This window comes from Clavibacter tessellarius (assembly GCF_001618005.1).
Classification (GTDB): Bacteria; Actinomycetota; Actinomycetes; order Actinomycetales; family Microbacteriaceae; genus Clavibacter; species Clavibacter tessellarius_A.
In genome coordinates this window covers 50937-66112 of sequence record NZ_LQXA01000003.1, presented here as the reverse complement: position 1 = coordinate 66112, position 15176 = coordinate 50937, and the positions used below count along the sequence as shown (strand labels likewise).

The window sequence follows — 15176 nt, the reverse complement described above, 5'->3', positions numbered from 1 at the left end:
CGGGCCGCGCGGATCCGCGACGCGGGTCAGGCGCCCGGCTCGCCCCGCTCCCGCTCGGCCGTGAGGACCCGGGAGCGGCGCGACGCCGCGCGGTCGAGCAGCAGCGCGAGGAGCGCCGCCAGCCCGCCGAAGAGCACGACCGCGAACAGCGCCAGGAACGCGAGCACCTGCGCCCCGGAGAACTCGGCGTTGGCGGGGAACGTGAGCGTGAGGATCATGGCCACGACGATGCCGAGCACGGCGCCGACGCCCATGAAGCGGAAGTAGCGGGGCGAGCGCCGGACGAGGACCTCGGTGCGGCGCTCGTCGTCGGGCTGGGGTCGGGCGTCGGTCATGGGTCCATCATCCCCCGCGCCCCGGACACCCGGCGACCCGGGTGGCCCGTCAGCGCGGACCGGGCGCCCCGCGGACGGCGCCGCGTCCGCTCAGCGGTCGGCGGGCAGCTGCCACGGCACCGGCAGGAGGCCGCGGAGATCCGCCCGGAGGCCCGACGCGCGCACGGCTCCCGCCTCCACGCCCGCGTCCCAGGCGAGGCCGCCGGTGGCGAGCGCGATCCAGGTGGCGGGATCGGTCTCGATGACGTTGGGCGGCGTCCCGCGCGTGTGGCCCGGCCCCTCGATGCACTGCACGGCGCCGAACGGCGGCACGCGGACCTCGACGGTGCCGCCGGGCGCGAGGTCGGCCAGCGACTGGAGCAGGAAGCGCACGGCGGTGGCGCGCGTCTCGCGGTCGGCGTCCGCCCCCGCGGCGAGCGCGGCCCGCACCGCGGGCTGTCCGACGGTGGGGTGGATGCGCGCCTTGGCCATCGCCCCAGGATGCCAGAGCCGGCGGGCTCACCGACCCCGCGCGCCCCTCCAAGTGGGGCGCCGGGAGGAGTCCGCATTTAGGGGGACATCCATTACCGTGTATGGAAGTGCCCGGCGGTGACATCACCCGCGGGGCACCGCACGGCGTCCCCCGCCGCCGCCTTCCCGGGCGTCGACGGATCGGACGATGCGCCTCCCGACGGACCCGAACGACGTCGGGAGGGGCAGGGAGCCGACCCGGACCGTACCCGCGGCGGGTCGGCCTCCCGCCGTCCGCGCCCCGTGCACCCGGGGCGCGGATGCGCGTCTCCGCAGGGCGCCGCGCGAGCCCCGTCCGCCGGGCACCGCGTCGATAGGGTGGGGGCGTGAAGATCCTGGTACTCGGTTCCGGTGCGCGCGAGCACGCCATCGTCACGGCCCTGCTCCGGGAGGACGCGGGGCACGAGGTCGTCGCCGCCCCCGGCAACGCGGGCATCGCGCGGGACGTGCCCGTCGTGAAGATGGACATCGACGACCCCGTCGTCGTCGCCGAGCACGCGCTCGCCGAGGGCTTCGAGCTCGTCGTCGTGGGGCCCGAGGCGCCGCTCGTGGCCGGGGTCGCCGACGCGCTCCGCACCCGCGGCGTCCCCGTCTTCGGGCCGGGCCGCGCCGCCGCCGCGCTCGAGGGGTCCAAGACCTTCGCCAAGCGCATCATGGAGGAGGCGGGCGTGCCCACCGGCCGCGCCGCCCAGGCCGGCACCGTCGACGAGGTCGAGGCCGCGCTGGACGAGTACGGCGCTCCCTACGTCATCAAGGCCGACGGGCTCGCCGCGGGAAAGGGCGTGCTCGTCACGGCCGACCGCTCGCTCGCCCTCGAGCACGCCCGCCACTACCTCGGGCAGGGCACGGTGCTCGTCGAGGAGTTCCTCGCCGGCCAGGAGGTGTCGCTCTTCCTCCTCTCCGACGGGCACGACGTGCTGCCCCTCTCCCCCGCGCAGGACTACAAGCGCCTCGGCGACGGGGACGCGGGACCGAACACGGGCGGCATGGGCGCGTACTCGCCGCTGCCGTGGCTGCCGGAGGGCTTCGTCGACGAGGTCATCGACACCATCGCGCTCCCCACCGTGCGGAAGCTCGCCGCCGAGCAGACGCCGTTCATCGGCCTGCTCTACTGCGGCCTCATCCTCACGTCGGACGGCATCCGGGTCATCGAGTTCAACGCGCGGTTCGGGGATCCGGAGACGCAGGTCGTGCTGCCGCGCCTCGTCACCCCGCTCTCGCGGCTGCTGCTGGCCGCCGCGTCCGGCGAGCTCGGCGGCGTGCCGCGGCCGGAGTTCTCCGACGACGTGGCCGTCACGGTCGTGCTCGCGAGCGAGGGGTACCCCGAGTCGCCGCGCACCGGCCGTGTCATCACGGGCCTCGACGAGGCGGGCCGGGTCGAGGGCGTGAGCATCGCGCACGCCGCCACCGCCGAGTCCGACGCCGGGCTGGTCGCCACCGGCGGGCGCGTGCTCAGCGTGGTCGCGACGGGCGCGGGCTTCGACGAGGCGCGGTCGCGGGTGTACGAGGCGGTGGGGCGGATATCGCTCGACGGCGCCCAGCACCGCACCGACATCGCGGCGCAGGTCATCCGATGAGCGGCGCGGTCCCCACGGGCGCCGTGCCGGCCGGGCACGCCTCCGAGTGGGAGCTGCCGGGCTGGGAGCACGCCTACTCGGGCAAGGTGCGCGAGCTCTTCAGCCCCGCCATGGACGACACGGAGGACCGGGCGCTCGAGGGCGAGCCGCACGTGCTCGTCGTCGCGACCGACCGCGTGAGCGCCTACGACTTCGCGCTCGAGCCGGGCGTCCCCGGCAAGGGCGAGCTCCTCACGCAGCTGAGCCTGTGGTGGTTCGACCGCCTCGACGTGCCCAACCACCTCGTGGACGCCGCGACCCTCGCGCGCATCGGCGTGCCCGAGCCCGTCCGCGGCCGGGCGATGCTCTGCCGCGTGCTCGAGATGCTGCCCATCGAGTGCGTCGTGCGCGGCTACCTCGCCGGATCCGGCTGGGAGGAGTACCGCGAGCACGGCACCGTGTGCGGCATCCCGCTGCCCGCCGGCCTGCAGCAGGGCGACCGGCTGCCCGAACCCATCTACACGCCGGCCTGGAAGGCGCCGCAGGGCGAGCACGACGAGAACATCACGTTCGCCCGCACGGAGGAGCTCGTGGGGCACGAGGAGGCGGCGCGGCTGCGCGACCTCTCGCTCGACGTGTACCGCCGCGCGTCGGCCATCGCGGAGGAGCGCGGCGTGATCCTCGCGGACACCAAGTTCGAGTTCGGCATCGACCCGCGCACGGGCATCACGACGCTGGCGGACGAGGTGCTCACGAGCGACTCGTCCCGCTACTGGGATGCCGAGGCGTACGCGACCGGCAACCGCACCGACAGCTTCGACAAGCAGATCGTGCGCGACTGGCTCGCCGCGAACTGGGACCGGACGGGCACGCCCCCCGTGCTGCCGGACGAGATCGTGGAGCGGACGGCGGCGCGGTACCGCGAGCTGATCGCGCGGCTGACCGGGCACTAGGCCGGTCGTGCCCGCCGCGGGTCGGCCCGTCCGCCGGGTGGACGCGCGCGGCTGGGGCTGCGGATGCGGCTGCGGCTGCGGCTGGGGCTAGAGGTTCTCGTAGTTCCGGACGACGCGGTCGATGGCGACCTCGGCGACGTCGCGGGCCTCCTCGTCGGCGAGGGCGTCGAGAGCGCCCTCGATGTCCTCGCCGCCCATGCGGAGGACGGCCAGGCGCTCGAACTCCTCGACCGCCTCGGGGGTGGGCTGCGCGTCAGGTGCGGACGCGGTCGGGTCGATCGACTCGGACGGCTCGGTGGCGTGCTCGGTCATGGTGGTCCCCTCCAGTCGTGCGTGGGCGGGCGGATCGCGCCCCTTCCCTGCCGCCAGGGTCCCACATCCCCGCGGACGTCCGCCACGATCGCGCCCGCGGCACACCCGGGACGGAGCACCGCGTCACCGCGGGCGCGACGCTTGTAGGTTCGAAGGGAGACGCCGGTCGACGACCGGTCGACCGACCGACGAAGTGGATCCACCCCCTGTGACCTCCGGTTCCCCGCGCGACCGCATCCTCCCCGAACTCCCCGGCATCCGGGTCCGGCTCGCGTCGACGGCGGTGCCGCTCGCGGAGGACGCGCCGGGCCCGGCGACGCGGCGGGTCGTCGCAGCGCTCGCCGCGACGGACGGCCCGGCGCACGCGTGGCCGACGGAGCGCGCGCTCGAGCTCGCCGTGGCGCTGGGCGCCGACGGCGCGCTGCCCGGCAGCGGGCGCACGCGCGATCTGTGGGAAGCGCTCGCCACGCTCGCGGCCGCGGACCTCGGGATCGCCCGGGCGGTGGAGCCGCACCTCGACGCGCTCGCGATCCTCGACCAGGAGCGGGAGGCCGGTGGCGTGCGCGCCGCCGCGGATCCACTCGCGGGCACGTGGGGGGTCTTCGCGGCCGAGGGAGGCGGGGATCCGCTGCGGGCCGTGCCGGCGGAGGACGCCAGCGACCGGCCGGCCGACGGCCCTGCCCCCGCCCCCGGCGACGCCGTGCTGACCGGGACGAAGCCGTGGTGCTCGCTCGCGGGATCGCTGTCGCACGCGCTGATCACCGCGACGGCCGCCGACGGGACGCGCGCGCTCTACGCGGTGCGCCTCGACCACCCCGGCGTGGAGGTCGTGCCCGGCGCCTGGGCGGCGCGGGGGCTCGTCGAGGTGCCGAGCGGTCCGCTGCGGATGACCGGCGTGCCCGCGCGCCGCGTCGGCGCCCCCGGCTGGTACCTCGAGCGCGCCGGGTTCCACTGGGGCGCGATCGGCGTCGCCGCCTGCTGGCACGGCGGCGCGGTCGGGCTGGCCCGCACGCTGCTGGCGGCAGCCGAGCGGCCGGGCGCCGACCGCCTGACGCTGATGCACCTGGGCGCGGTGGACGCGGCCCTCGCCGCGTCGCGCAGCGCCCTCGACGAGGCCGCGCGGCTGGTGGACCGGGGCCTCGCGGAGGGCGAGGAGGGACGGCTGCTCGCCAAGCGGGTCCGCGGCATCGCCGCCCGCGCCGCCGAGGAGACGCTGATGCACGTCGCGCACGCGCTCGGACCGGCGCCGCTCGCGCAGGATCCGGTGCACGCCAAGCGCGTCGCCGACCTCGAGCTGTACGTGCGGCAGCACCACGCCGAGCGCGACGACGCGTCGCTCGGCGGCGCGCTGGTCGAGGCGGCGACGCGGGAGGCCGCGCGGGAGCCCGTCGAGCGCCCGGGTGACGCCGCGCCCGCGACCGGCGTCGCGTTCGACGCGCGCGAGCCGGGCGTCGACGCGGACGTGTGGCCCGCTGATCCGCGCTGGGACGCCATCCCCGAGCTGCGCCTCGACGACGTGCCGGCCCTGCTCGTGGTGTCCGCGCACGCGGACGACGAGTCCGTCGGCGCGGGCGGACTGCTCGCCGCGGCCGCCGCCCGCGGCGTGCCGGTGACCCTCGCGATCGTGACCGACGGCGCGGCATCGCACCCCGGATCCCCCACCGTCACGCCCGCCGGTCTCGCCGCGATCCGCCGCGACGAGGCCCGCGCGGCGCTCGACGCGGTCGCCCCCGGCGCGCGCCTGGTGCTGCTCGGCCATCCCGACGGCGGTGTGCGCGAGGCACGCGACGCCGTGCGCGCGGACCTCGCCGCGCTCGTCGCCGCGGCGGCGGCGGGCACCTGGGTCGCGGCACCCTGGCGCGGCGACGGACACCGCGACCACCGCGTCACGGGCGAGGTCGTCGCCGAGCTGGTGGCCGCGCAGGCGGCGGAGCGCGGCCTCCGCCTCGTCGAGTACCCCGTCTGGATGTGGCACTGGGCGACGCCCGACGACGCGCGCGTGCCGTGGGCCGACCTGCGGGCGCTCCCGCTGGATCCGGCCGCGCGGCAGGCGAAGCGCGCCGCGATGGACGCGCACGCGAGCCAGGTGCGGCCGCTCTCCGACGCCCCTGAGGACCGCGCCGTGCTGCTGCCCGCGTTCCTGCGGCACGCCGAGCGCGACCGGGAGGTCCTCATCGTCCCGGACCGCTCCGCCGAGCCGACGCCCGCCGGATCGCCGTCCGCGGCCGAGCGCTTCGACGCCGCGTACGCGCGCGACGAGGATCCGTGGCGCGTCACCACCCGCTGGTACGAGCGTCGCAAGCGCCTGGCGACCCTCGCGGCGCTGCCCGACGAGCGCTACGGGCGCGCGCTCGAGATCGGCTGCTCCATCGGCGTGACGAGCGCGGGCCTGGCCGAGCGCGTCGACGAGCTCCTCGCCGTGGACGTGGCCCCGACCGCCGTCGAGCGCGCCCGTGCCCGGCTCGCCGACGCCCCGCACGTGCGGGTGGAGGTGCGCGACGTGGGCGCCGACTGGCCCGCGGGCGCCTTCGACCTCGTCGTGATGAGCGAGGTCGGCTACTACCTCGACGACGACGCGCTCGACCGCGTGCTCGCGGCGCTGCCCGATGCGCTCGGCCCCTCCGGCACCCTGGTCGCCTGCCACTGGCGGCACCCCGAGGGCGACTTCCGCCGCTCGGGCGACGAGGTGCACGCGCGGCTGGCCGGCGTGCCCGGGCTGACGCGCATCCTCCGGCACGAGGAGGACGACTTCCTGCTCGAGGTGCTGTCGGCGGATCCGCGCTCGGTCGCCGCCCGGACGGGGCTCCGGTGACGGGGGCGTCGGCCGCGTCCGACCGCGCGGAGGAGCCGGAGCGGGGGCGGCGGCGGATCCGCGCGGTCGCGGTCGTCATCCCCGCGCGCGACGAGGAGGCGCTCGTCGGGCGCTGCCTCGCGTCCGTCGAGGTCGCCGCGGAGCGCGCCCGGGCCGCGGGCGTCGACGTGCGCGTGATCCTCGTCGCCGACGACTGCCGCGACCGCACCGCGGAGATCGCCCGGGCGGCCGGCGTCGAGGTCATCGAGAGCTCGGCCGGCCGGGTCGGCGCCGCGCGGGCGCGGGGAGTCGACGCCGCGCGCGCCGGCTGGGACGGTGCGGACGCCGAGCTGTGGCTCGCGTGCACCGACGCCGACTCGGAGGTGCCGGCCGCGTGGATCACCAGCCAGCTGCAGCTCGCGGACGCCGGGACCGACGTGGTCGTGGGCACCGTCCGGCCGGAGCTCGAGGCGCTCAGCCCGGCGCAGATCGCGGCCTGGCGGGCGACGCGCGTGCCCGGCGAGGCGAACGGGCACGTCCACGGCGCCAACCTCGGCGTGCGGGCGGACGCGTACGCGGCGGCCGGCGGCTTCCCCGCGGTCGTCGAGCACGAGGACGTGGACCTGGTCGCCCGGCTCCGCTCCCACGGCGCGCGGATCACGGCGTCGGCCGCGGGCGAGGTGCTCACCTCGAGCCGGCGCGACGGCCGGACGCCCGGCGGCTACGCGGGGTACCTGCACGTGTCGCTGCTGGCGCGAGCGGCCGAGCGGGCTGCGGAACGCGCTGCGGCGACGCGGGCGGCGGAGCGCGCGGGCTGCGACAGCCCCTGCGTCTCCGCTGGCTGACCCGACGACCGCCCCTCAGCTCCCGGTCGCGCCGTCGCCGGCCAGTGCGCGCGTCCCCGCCGCCGTGCCCTCCGTGACCGCGCGCACGACCGCCGCCGCCGTGCGGAGCTGGTCGGCGGTGAACCCGTCGAGCGCCCGGTCGACCTCGACCTGCGCGCCCTGCAGCATGGCCATCACGCGCGCCTTGGACCCCGCCGTCGGCCGCAGCGTCACGATCCGCCGATCGTCGCTCTCCCGGCTCCGCACGATGTGCCCGCCGCCCTCGAGCCGGTTGACGAGCGCGGTCGTGGCCCCCGAGGTCAGGTGGAGCCGTTCCGACAGGCGGGCCGGGGACAGCGCCCGGCCGGCGGTCTCGGCCCAGATCACCTCGGCGAGCGCCGTCGTGTCGGTCGTCGGCAGCCCGAGCGCTGCGGCCAGCTGCCGCACCGACTCGTCGAACGCGGTCGTGTGGTCTCGGAGCCGCTCGAGCACCTCGGAGCGGTCCCCCGGGACCGCGATGGTGTGGGACATGTCGTGTTCCTCCGAGTCGACGCGAATGCTTCACCATGAAGTATCTGCGCCATAGAGTCTACTCGCGCCCGGGATCCCGGGTCCGCTCGACGACCGAGGAGATCACCGCATGGCCGACACCACCCACCACCGCCCGAGGGTCCTCGTGACGGGAGCCAGCATCGCCGGTCCGGCGCTCGCCTGGGGCCTGCACCGCGAGGGCTTCGACGTGACCCTGCTCGAGCGCTCGGCCGAGCCGCGCCAGGCGGGGCAGAACATCGACGTGCGCGGGCTCGGCCGCGACGTGCTCCGGCGCATGGGCGTCGAGGACATCGTCATGGCGAACCTCACCGGCGAGGACGGGACGCGCTTCGTCGACGAGGAGGGGCGCGTCCTCGCCACGTTCCCCCGCACCGCCGGGAAGGACGGGCCGACGGCGGAGGTGGAGATCCTGCGCGGCCGGTTCGCGGGGATCCTCGTCGACCTCGTGCGGGACGACGTCGAGCTCCGCTACGGCGACTTCGTGACGGGGGTGCGCCAGGACGCGACCGGGGTCGACGTCGAGCTCGCGAGCGGATCCCGCGAGCGCTACGACCTCCTGCTCGTGGCCGAGGGCCGCAGCTCCCGCACGCGCCGGCTGGCCTTCGCCGAGGAGACCACGCTCCGCGACCACGGCGTGAGCATCGCCTACGGGACTATCGACCGGATCCCCGGCGACACCGGCTACTGGGACTTCCTCACGGGGCGCGGCGCGCGGAACGCCACCATCCGGCCCGACGACGTGGGCACGATCCGCGCGAGCCTGTCGTTCGAGTCGGAGCCCTCCGGGTTCGAGCAGCTGCCGTTCGACGCGCAGATGACCGTGCTCCGCGCGCGCTTCCGCGGCGCGGGCTGGCAGGTCGAGCGGATCCTCGACGGCCTCCAAGCGCGCCCGGACGAGTTCTACACGCAGCGCATGGAGCAGGTGATCGTCTCGACGTGGTCGAAGGGACGCATCGCGCTCCTCGGCGACGCGGCCTGGGGATCCGGCCCCACGGGCATGGGCACGACCCTCTCGCTGGTCGCCGCCCACGTGCTCGCGGGCGAGCTGGGACGCGCGCTCGCGGACACGGGCGACACCTTCCCGGCCGCGTTCGCGCGATACGAGGCGCAGCTGCGGCGCTACGCCGACAGCGCGCAGGGGCTGCCGCCGGGCGGGGCGCGCATCACGCACCCGTCGTCCGCGCTCGGGCAGAAGGCGCTGCGCGGCGCCGTGCGGGTGGCCGCGTCGCGGCCCGTGCGCGGGTTCGGCGACCGCTTCCTGCTGACGAGCGCCCGGCACGCGCCGACGCTCGCGGAGTACCCGGCGCTGCGCGGCTGACGGCGCCGCGGCCGGATCGGCGACGTCGCGTCGCTCCGACCGGCGTCTTGCTCGACGCCGGATCGCAGTCGCCGGCGCACGCGCGTCAGCCACGGACGGCGGCGGACTAGCCGGTCTCAGCCTCCGTCACGACCTGCGCGTAACGCCGCTCGATCCCGGCCGTCGCCCGCGCCCACGCGCTCCCATCCATGCGCTCGCGGTGCGCGCCGACCGCGTCGTCATCGCGGAAGAGCTCGTCCACGCGCCACACGAGCGGGTCCGCCGTCGGCACGACCTCGAACGCGAGGCAGCCGGGCTCAGCACGCGTGCGCTCGGCGTGCTCCGGAAGGTGATGGTCCACGGCATCCGACTCGGCGGCGTCGGCGCACACCAGCTCGCCGCGGATCCGGATCACGACCGGTCGCCGCCGGCCTCCGCGCGCGCGGACCGCAGCGCCGCCCACCGCCGATGCGCGAGGACGTGGAGCACCAGGGAGACCGCGGCCACCAGGGCGAGCGCGCCCGCGAGCGTCCACATGCCGGTGTCCCCGCCGATCGCCGCCACCACGGCGCTGGCGACCGCCAGGATGGCCAACCCGACGCCCACCGCGAGGAGCCCGTTCGTCGGCCCCTCCTGCCGGGGCGCGACGGGCCGCTCGGGGACGCGCTCCCACGTCACGATGAAGAGGGTCGCGATCGGGCCGAGGAACAGGGAGACGAGGAACCACGTCCACCTCGACCGGTTCTTCTGCTCGGCGAGGCCGGCGTTGACGAGCGCGAGGGCGAGCCACACCCATGGGGCGTTCCATTGCTGATCCATGCCGTGATCCATGCCCCGACGCTAGGGCACGACCGCCCGCCCCGGCTATTTCCCCACCCGCTCCACTACCCTCGATCCATGCACAGAACCGCGCGGGAGCCCGCTCCCGACAGCCACAGTCTCGGCGCCCGGACGACCCCGGGCACGCCCCGCACCCTCCGCGCCGCCCGCCTCACCGCGATCCGCCGGGCCGGCACCCGCTCGTGAACGGCGACCTCCTCCTCAACATCGTCCTCGTCGTCGTGTTCGTCCTCGTCGGCGGCGTGTTCGCCGCCACCGAGATGGCGCTCGTCACCCTCCGAGAGGGCCAGCTCAACGCCCTCGCCGCCCGCGGCCGCCGCGGTGAGAAGGTCGCCGCGCTCGCCCGGAACCCCAACACCTTCCTCGCGGCGGTGCAGATCGGCGTGACCGTCGCCGGGTTCGCGTCCGCCGCCTACGGCGCCTCGTCCATCGCCCCGTCCGTCGTCCCGCTGCTCGAGTCGTGGGGCCTGGAGGCCGGCTTCGCCTCCACGCTCGCCACGCTCCTGCTGACGCTGGTGATCGCGTACCTGTCCCTCGTGCTCGGCGAGCTCGCGCCCAAGCGCCTCGCGATCCAGCGCAACGCCGGGTTCGCGTACGGCGTCGCGCCCGTGCTCAACGGCTTCGCGATCCTCATGCGGCCCGTGATCTGGCTGCTCTCCGCGTCGACGGACCTGGTCGTGCGCCTCCTCGGCGGCGACCCGCACAAGACCGGCGAGGAGATGAGCGAGGAGGAGCTCCGCGACATCGTCTCCAGCCACGAGGGCCTCCCGGACGACGAGCGCCGGATCCTCGACGACGTGCTCTCCCTCCGCCACCGCCAGCTCAGCGAGGTGATGAAGCCGCGGCCCGAGATCGCCGCGCTCGACGGCGCGGGCACGGTGCGCGACGCGGGGATCGACGTGCAGGACCGGCCGTACTCGCGCTATCCCGTGATGGACAAGAGCATCGACGACGTCATCGGCTTCGTGCACGTGCGCGACCTGTACCAGGCGATCGCGGCGGATCCGGAGCGGCCCGTCGCCGAGATCCTCCGCCCGATCCCGTACCTCCCGGCGACCGCGCGCGTGCTGCCGACGCTCACGATGATGCGCGCCGAGGGCCACCAGATCGCCGTCATCGTCGACGAGTACGGCGGCACCGACGGCATCGTCACGCTCGAGGACCTCGTGGAGGAGGTCGTGGGCGAGATCTTCGACGAGTACGACACCGACTCCGCCGCGCGCGACCTCGCGGAGGACGGCGGCACGATCGACGGCCGCCTCAATTTCCAGGACTTCGAGGAGGCGACGGGCGTCAGGCTCCCCGACTCGGCGTCCGACACCGTCGCGGGCTTCGTGATCGAGAACCTCGGGCGGCTCGCGCAGGTCGGCGACTCGGTCGCGGTCGACGGCGTGACCCTCCAGGTGACCGCGCTCGACCGGCGCCGGATCTCGGAGATCCTCGTCGTGCCGCGCGAGGAGCCGGCGGACGCGGACGACGACGACGGGACGGCCGAGCGCACGACGGCGTAGCGGAGCCGGCGCGGCAGCGCGTCAGGGCGTCGGGCGCGCGGATCAGGGCAGCGGGACCACGCGGTCCGCGACCGTCCGCCCGCTGACCTCGGCCCGGCCGTCGGGCAGCAGCCGCGTCACCAGCTCGCTGCCGCGGCCCTGCGTGATCCGCAGGTCGCGACCGGGGTGCGCGGTGATGCGGAGCGCGGCGGATCCCGTCGCCTCGTCCTCGGCGATGCCCAGCGCGGGAGCGCCCATGCGCGAGCGGATCCCGCCCGCGGCCTCGTCGATCCACGCCCAGGCGTAGAGGTGGTCCACGCTCGCGTCCGCGACGGTCGCCCCACGCGACGCCTGCCACCACGCGGCGCCGACCGTCGGGTGCCCGGCGAACGGCAGCTCGCGCGCGATCCCCGCCTCGCGACCGTCCGTGCGCGCCGACGCGAGCACGATCCCGAGCTCGTTGCCGTGCTGCCCGTGCGCGTCCGCGAACACCCGCACGACGTGCACCTCGTCCGGCCGCACGCCGTCGAGGGCGACGACCGGACGCCCGGTCACAGGTCCGCGTAGCGCGCGCGGGCGCCGCAGTACAGGCCGTACGCGATGAGGCCGAGGCCCGTGATCGCGAGGACGGCGACGCCGGCGGGGAGCTCGGCGAGCGACTGGAGCGCGCCGTCGAGGCCCGTGGCGCGGCGCGGGTCGGCTGTCACGGCGCCGACGACGAACAGCACGCCGACCGCGACGAGCGCCACGCCCTTGGCGATGTAGCCGGCGACGCCGAGCGCGGTGATGCCCCGGCCGAGCGAGCCCGCGGGCACGGAGATGTCCTCGCGGAAGCGCTTCGTCCCGCCCTTGTGGGCGAAGTAGACGCCCACCGCGATGACGCCGAGGCCGACGAGCACGAGCATCACGACGCCGCCGGGCGCCGCGAGGACGCGGGCGCTCAGCGACTGCGTCTGCTCGGTCGAGTCGCTGGATCCGCCGGTCGCGAAGCGCAGGGCCGTCGACGCGATCACGAGGTACGCCACGGCCTTGCCGAGCTCCTTGGCGCGCGCGGCCCAGGTGCCCTTCGCGTCGTCGCCGCGCGCGAGCACGGTCTCCACGAGCTGCCAGAGGCCGAGGCCGACGAGGCCGACCACGATGACCCAGACGAGGATGCGGCCGCCCGGCGTCTGGGCGATGGAGCCGAGCGCGCCGGACTGGTCGGCCCCGCCGCCACCGGTGCCCGTGGCGAGGCGGAACGCGATGACGCCGATGAGGAGGTGCAGCAGGCCGTTGACCGCGTGCCCGAGACGCGCGGCGACGGCGAACCCGGGCTCGCGCTGGAGGCGGGACGCGGCGCCGCTGGCGCTCATCGGTCGGCGTGCGTCGTGGTCGCGGGAGCCGAGGAGCGGCCGGTGAGCAGCGAGGTGAGGCCGCGCACGCCGCGCTTCCCCGGTGGCGCCTCCGCCTGCCGTGGGCTCGCGTCGGCCGGCTCCTCCTCGTCGGGCTCCATCACGATCTTCCAGGCGGTCCAGGCGACGGCGGTGAGCGGCACCGAGAGGATCGCGCCGATGATGCCGCCGAGGATCGTGCCGGCGGTGAGCGCCAGCAGCACGACGAGCCCGTGCAGCTTGAGCGCGTTGCCGAGCACGACCGGCTGCAGCAGGTTGCCCTCGAGCTGGTTCACGGCGACGACGATGATCACGACCACGATGGCCGTGTTGAGGTCGTTGGTGACGAGCGCGACGAGCGCCGCGAGGATCCCCGCGACGGTCGCGCCGACGATCGGCACGAACGCGCCGATGAACACCACGAGCGAGAGCGGCAGCGCCAGCGGCACCCCGAGGATGAAGAGGCCGGCGCCGATGAACACCGTGTCGACGAGCGCGACCGTCGCCGTGCCGCGGATGTAGCCGCCGAGCACCTTGGAGCCCTCGTGGCCGACGCGCACGGCGCGCTTCCGGCCACGACCGCGGAACGGGCGGATGAGGAACGCCCAGATCTGCGGCCCGTCCTTGACGAAGAAGAAGAACACCACGAGCCCGAGCACCGCGCCCGTCACGACCTCGGCCGCGGCGGAGACGCCCGCGATGGCGCCGGATCCGAACTGGCTGCTGGTGAGGAAGTCGACCGCGGACGTGCGGAGCGAGTCGATCTGCGCCGAGTCGATGGGCAGCCCGCCCTCCTGGATGAACGCCTGCAACTGGTCGACGCCCTCGCTGGTGGCCTTCACGAGCGTCGGCCACTGGCTCTGCACGCCGAAGACGACGAGCGTGATCGCGCCGCCGAAGAGCACGAGGCCGGTGAGGAGCGCGATGGCGGCGGCGAGCGCGTCCGGGACGCCGCGGCGCTCCATCCACAGCACCATCGGGCGCACGGCGCACGCGAGGATCAGCGCGATGATCACCGGGATCACGACGAGCTTGAGCGAGATGGCGGCGTACACGATCGCGATGGCGACCACGAGGACCGCCAGGATCTGCACGCAGCGGATGGAGAGGCGGCCGAGCTTGTCCTGCCAGACGGACTGCGGGGTGGTCATGCGCTCCACCCTACGGGCGGGCGGCGCGCGCGTCCGGGCTGCGGCCGGGCCCGGACACCGGCGCGGCCGGCCGATACCCTCGACCCATGGGACCCCGCCTCTCCGTCGTCCGCGAGGGCGCGCTCGACGTCGCCGAGCACGAGCGGATCGCGGCGCTCCTCGCGCTCGCCTTCCCCGACTTCGCGGCGGGCTACGCGGGCGCGCGCAGCTGGGCGGGCGCGCAGCCCGAGCTGCGGATCCTCGTGCACGACGGCGACGCGCTCGTGGCGCACGCGGGGATCCGTCGCGTGTTCGTGGAGGTGGGCGACGGCCGGGGCGACCCGGCGGACGACCTGCTCATGGGATCCACCGGCATGGTCGCCGTGCGCCCGGAGCGGCAGGGCGAGGGCCTCGGCACGCTGCTCGCCGACGGGATCCGCGGCGCCCTCGCGCGCCTCGCCGTCCCGTTCGGCCTCCTCGAGACGGGCGCCGAGACCACGGGCTACTACGCGCGCCACGGCTGGCTCCCGCTCGACGGCCGCAGGGGCCACTACAACGGCTTCACGCTCCTCGGCGCCGCGGGCGTCGTGCACCAGGACCACGGCTGGATGGCGCTCCCCGTCACGGCGCCCGCGGACGCCCTCCCCGCGGGCGACCTCCACGTGAACGGCCAGCTGGTCTGATCCCGATGGACGCCGTGATCCACCGCCTCCGCGCTGAGGACTGGCGCGAGTACCGCGCCCTCCGCCTCGAGATGCTCGAGGACACCCCGCTCGCGTACCTCGAGACGCTCGAGCACGCGCGCGCCCAGCCGGAGTCGGACTGGCGCGCCCGCACCGCGCGCGCCGAGCAGCCGGGCAGCACCGCCTACGTCGCCGTGGAGCGCGCGACCGGCCGCTGGCTCGGCGCGATGAACGCGTTCGTGGCCGCGGATCCCACGCGCGTGATGCTCGTGAGCGTCTACATCACCCCCGACGCCCGCGGCCGCGCGGCGGGCGTCACCGACATGCTCCTCGACGCCGTGATCGCGTGGGCGCGCGACCGGCCGAACGTCCGCGCCGTGCGGCTCGAGGTCCACGAGGACAACCCGCGCGCCCGCGCCTACTACGCGCGCCGCGGCTTCGCGCTCACGGGCCGCAGCGTCCCGTACGCGCTCGACCGCTCGCAGCGCGACCTGGAGATGGAGCTGCCGCTGGGGTGAGCGCGCCCGCGGGCC

At 75.9% G+C, this 15176-nt stretch carries 18 protein-coding genes; 9 read left to right on the top strand and 9 right to left on the bottom strand.

Annotation, left to right across the window (positions count from 1 at the left end):
* Positions 1–26: 26 nt before the first annotated feature.
* Together AWH51_RS00475 and AWH51_RS00470 are read right to left on the bottom strand one after the other, a co-directional pair.
* Positions 27–335: a hypothetical protein gene (locus tag AWH51_RS00475; protein ID WP_063070182.1), complete on the bottom strand. Its 309-nt coding sequence runs from the start codon at positions 333–335 to the stop codon at positions 27–29.
* Positions 336–425: 90 nt separating this feature from the next.
* Positions 426–806 carry a sterol carrier family protein gene (locus AWH51_RS00470; protein WP_063070181.1) on the bottom strand — a complete coding sequence of 127 codons (381 nt, stop codon included), beginning with the start codon at positions 804–806 and terminating at the stop codon, positions 426–428.
* Positions 807–1171: 365 nt separating this feature from the next.
* Between AWH51_RS00470 and purD the strand changes: the two genes are divergently transcribed.
* A complete protein-coding gene (gene purD, locus AWH51_RS00465) occupies positions 1172–2422 on the top strand; it encodes a phosphoribosylamine--glycine ligase (RefSeq protein WP_063070180.1) in 1251 nt (416 codons plus the stop codon).
* Positions 2419–3354 carry a phosphoribosylaminoimidazolesuccinocarboxamide synthase gene (locus AWH51_RS00460; RefSeq protein WP_063070179.1) on the top strand — a complete coding sequence of 312 codons (936 nt, stop codon included), beginning with the start codon at positions 2419–2421 and terminating at the stop codon, positions 3352–3354. Before purD ends, AWH51_RS00460 begins: the two co-directional genes overlap by 4 nt.
* 87 nt (positions 3355–3441) lie before the next feature.
* On the opposite strand, the gene AWH51_RS00455 is transcribed toward AWH51_RS00460, so the two are convergent.
* A complete protein-coding gene (locus AWH51_RS00455; RefSeq protein WP_063070178.1) occupies positions 3442–3666 on the bottom strand; it encodes a hypothetical protein in 225 nt (74 codons plus the stop codon).
* Positions 3667–3874: 208 nt separating this feature from the next.
* Here AWH51_RS00455 and AWH51_RS00450 point away from each other — a divergent pair, with 208 nt between their 5' ends.
* Positions 3875–6478: a PIG-L family deacetylase gene (locus AWH51_RS00450; RefSeq protein ID WP_063070177.1), complete on the top strand. Its 2604-nt coding sequence runs from the start codon at positions 3875–3877 to the stop codon at positions 6476–6478.
* Complete coding sequence (locus tag AWH51_RS00445; RefSeq protein WP_063070176.1) at positions 6475–7302, top strand: glycosyltransferase; 828 nt, start codon at positions 6475–6477, stop codon at positions 7300–7302. Before AWH51_RS00450 ends, AWH51_RS00445 begins: the two co-directional genes overlap by 4 nt.
* A 15-nt stretch (positions 7303–7317) precedes the next feature.
* Here the strand turns inward: AWH51_RS00445 and AWH51_RS00440 are convergent, their stop codons facing one another.
* Positions 7318–7812 carry a MarR family winged helix-turn-helix transcriptional regulator gene (locus AWH51_RS00440; RefSeq protein ID WP_063070175.1) on the bottom strand — a complete coding sequence of 165 codons (495 nt, stop codon included), beginning with the start codon at positions 7810–7812 and terminating at the stop codon, positions 7318–7320.
* Between the two features lie 109 nt (positions 7813–7921).
* Between AWH51_RS00440 and AWH51_RS00435 the strand changes: the two genes are divergently transcribed.
* Positions 7922–9151 (top strand): FAD-dependent monooxygenase, encoded by a 1230-nt coding sequence (locus AWH51_RS00435; RefSeq protein WP_063070174.1) that lies wholly within the window; start codon positions 7922–7924, stop codon positions 9149–9151.
* Positions 9152–9257: 106 nt separating this feature from the next.
* Here the strand turns inward: AWH51_RS00435 and AWH51_RS00430 are convergent, their stop codons facing one another.
* Together AWH51_RS00430 and AWH51_RS00425 are read right to left on the bottom strand one after the other, a co-directional pair.
* Complete coding sequence (locus AWH51_RS00430; protein WP_063070173.1) at positions 9258–9545, bottom strand: putative quinol monooxygenase; 288 nt, start codon at positions 9543–9545, stop codon at positions 9258–9260.
* Positions 9542–9949: a hypothetical protein gene (locus AWH51_RS00425; RefSeq protein WP_063070172.1), complete on the bottom strand. Its 408-nt coding sequence runs from the start codon at positions 9947–9949 to the stop codon at positions 9542–9544. The genes AWH51_RS00430 and AWH51_RS00425 overlap by 4 nt, the downstream gene beginning before the upstream one ends.
* A 78-nt stretch (positions 9950–10027) precedes the next feature.
* On the opposite strand from AWH51_RS00425, the gene AWH51_RS16550 reads away from it, so the two are divergent.
* On the top strand, positions 10028–10156 hold the full coding sequence (locus AWH51_RS16550) for a hypothetical protein (RefSeq protein ID WP_302621236.1): 129 nt from the start codon (positions 10028–10030) through the stop codon (positions 10154–10156).
* Positions 10153–11481: a hemolysin family protein gene (locus tag AWH51_RS00420; protein WP_063070171.1), complete on the top strand. Its 1329-nt coding sequence runs from the start codon at positions 10153–10155 to the stop codon at positions 11479–11481. Before AWH51_RS16550 ends, AWH51_RS00420 begins: the two co-directional genes overlap by 4 nt.
* 42 nt (positions 11482–11523) lie before the next feature.
* On the opposite strand, the gene AWH51_RS00415 is transcribed toward AWH51_RS00420, so the two are convergent.
* The 3 genes from AWH51_RS00415 to AWH51_RS00405 are packed head-to-tail and all read right to left on the bottom strand — an operon-like array spanning position 11524 to position 13981.
* Positions 11524–12015 (bottom strand): PhzF family phenazine biosynthesis protein, encoded by a 492-nt coding sequence (locus AWH51_RS00415; RefSeq protein WP_063070170.1) that lies wholly within the window; start codon positions 12013–12015, stop codon positions 11524–11526.
* On the bottom strand, positions 12012–12812 hold the full coding sequence (locus tag AWH51_RS00410) for a DUF1206 domain-containing protein (RefSeq protein WP_063070169.1): 801 nt from the start codon (positions 12810–12812) through the stop codon (positions 12012–12014). The genes AWH51_RS00415 and AWH51_RS00410 overlap by 4 nt, the downstream gene beginning before the upstream one ends.
* Positions 12809–13981, bottom strand: a complete 1173-nt coding sequence (locus tag AWH51_RS00405; protein ID WP_063070168.1) for an AI-2E family transporter — start codon at positions 13979–13981, stop codon at positions 12809–12811. The genes AWH51_RS00410 and AWH51_RS00405 overlap by 4 nt, the downstream gene beginning before the upstream one ends.
* Positions 13982–14067: 86 nt before the next feature.
* Between AWH51_RS00405 and AWH51_RS00400 the strand changes: the two genes are divergently transcribed.
* Positions 14068–14643: an acyltransferase gene (locus AWH51_RS00400; protein ID WP_063070167.1), complete on the top strand. Its 576-nt coding sequence runs from the start codon at positions 14068–14070 to the stop codon at positions 14641–14643.
* Between the two features lie 14 nt (positions 14644–14657).
* On the top strand, positions 14658–15161 hold the full coding sequence (locus tag AWH51_RS00395; protein WP_081234730.1) for a GNAT family N-acetyltransferase: 504 nt from the start codon (positions 14658–14660) through the stop codon (positions 15159–15161).
* Positions 15162–15176 lie beyond the last annotated feature (15 nt).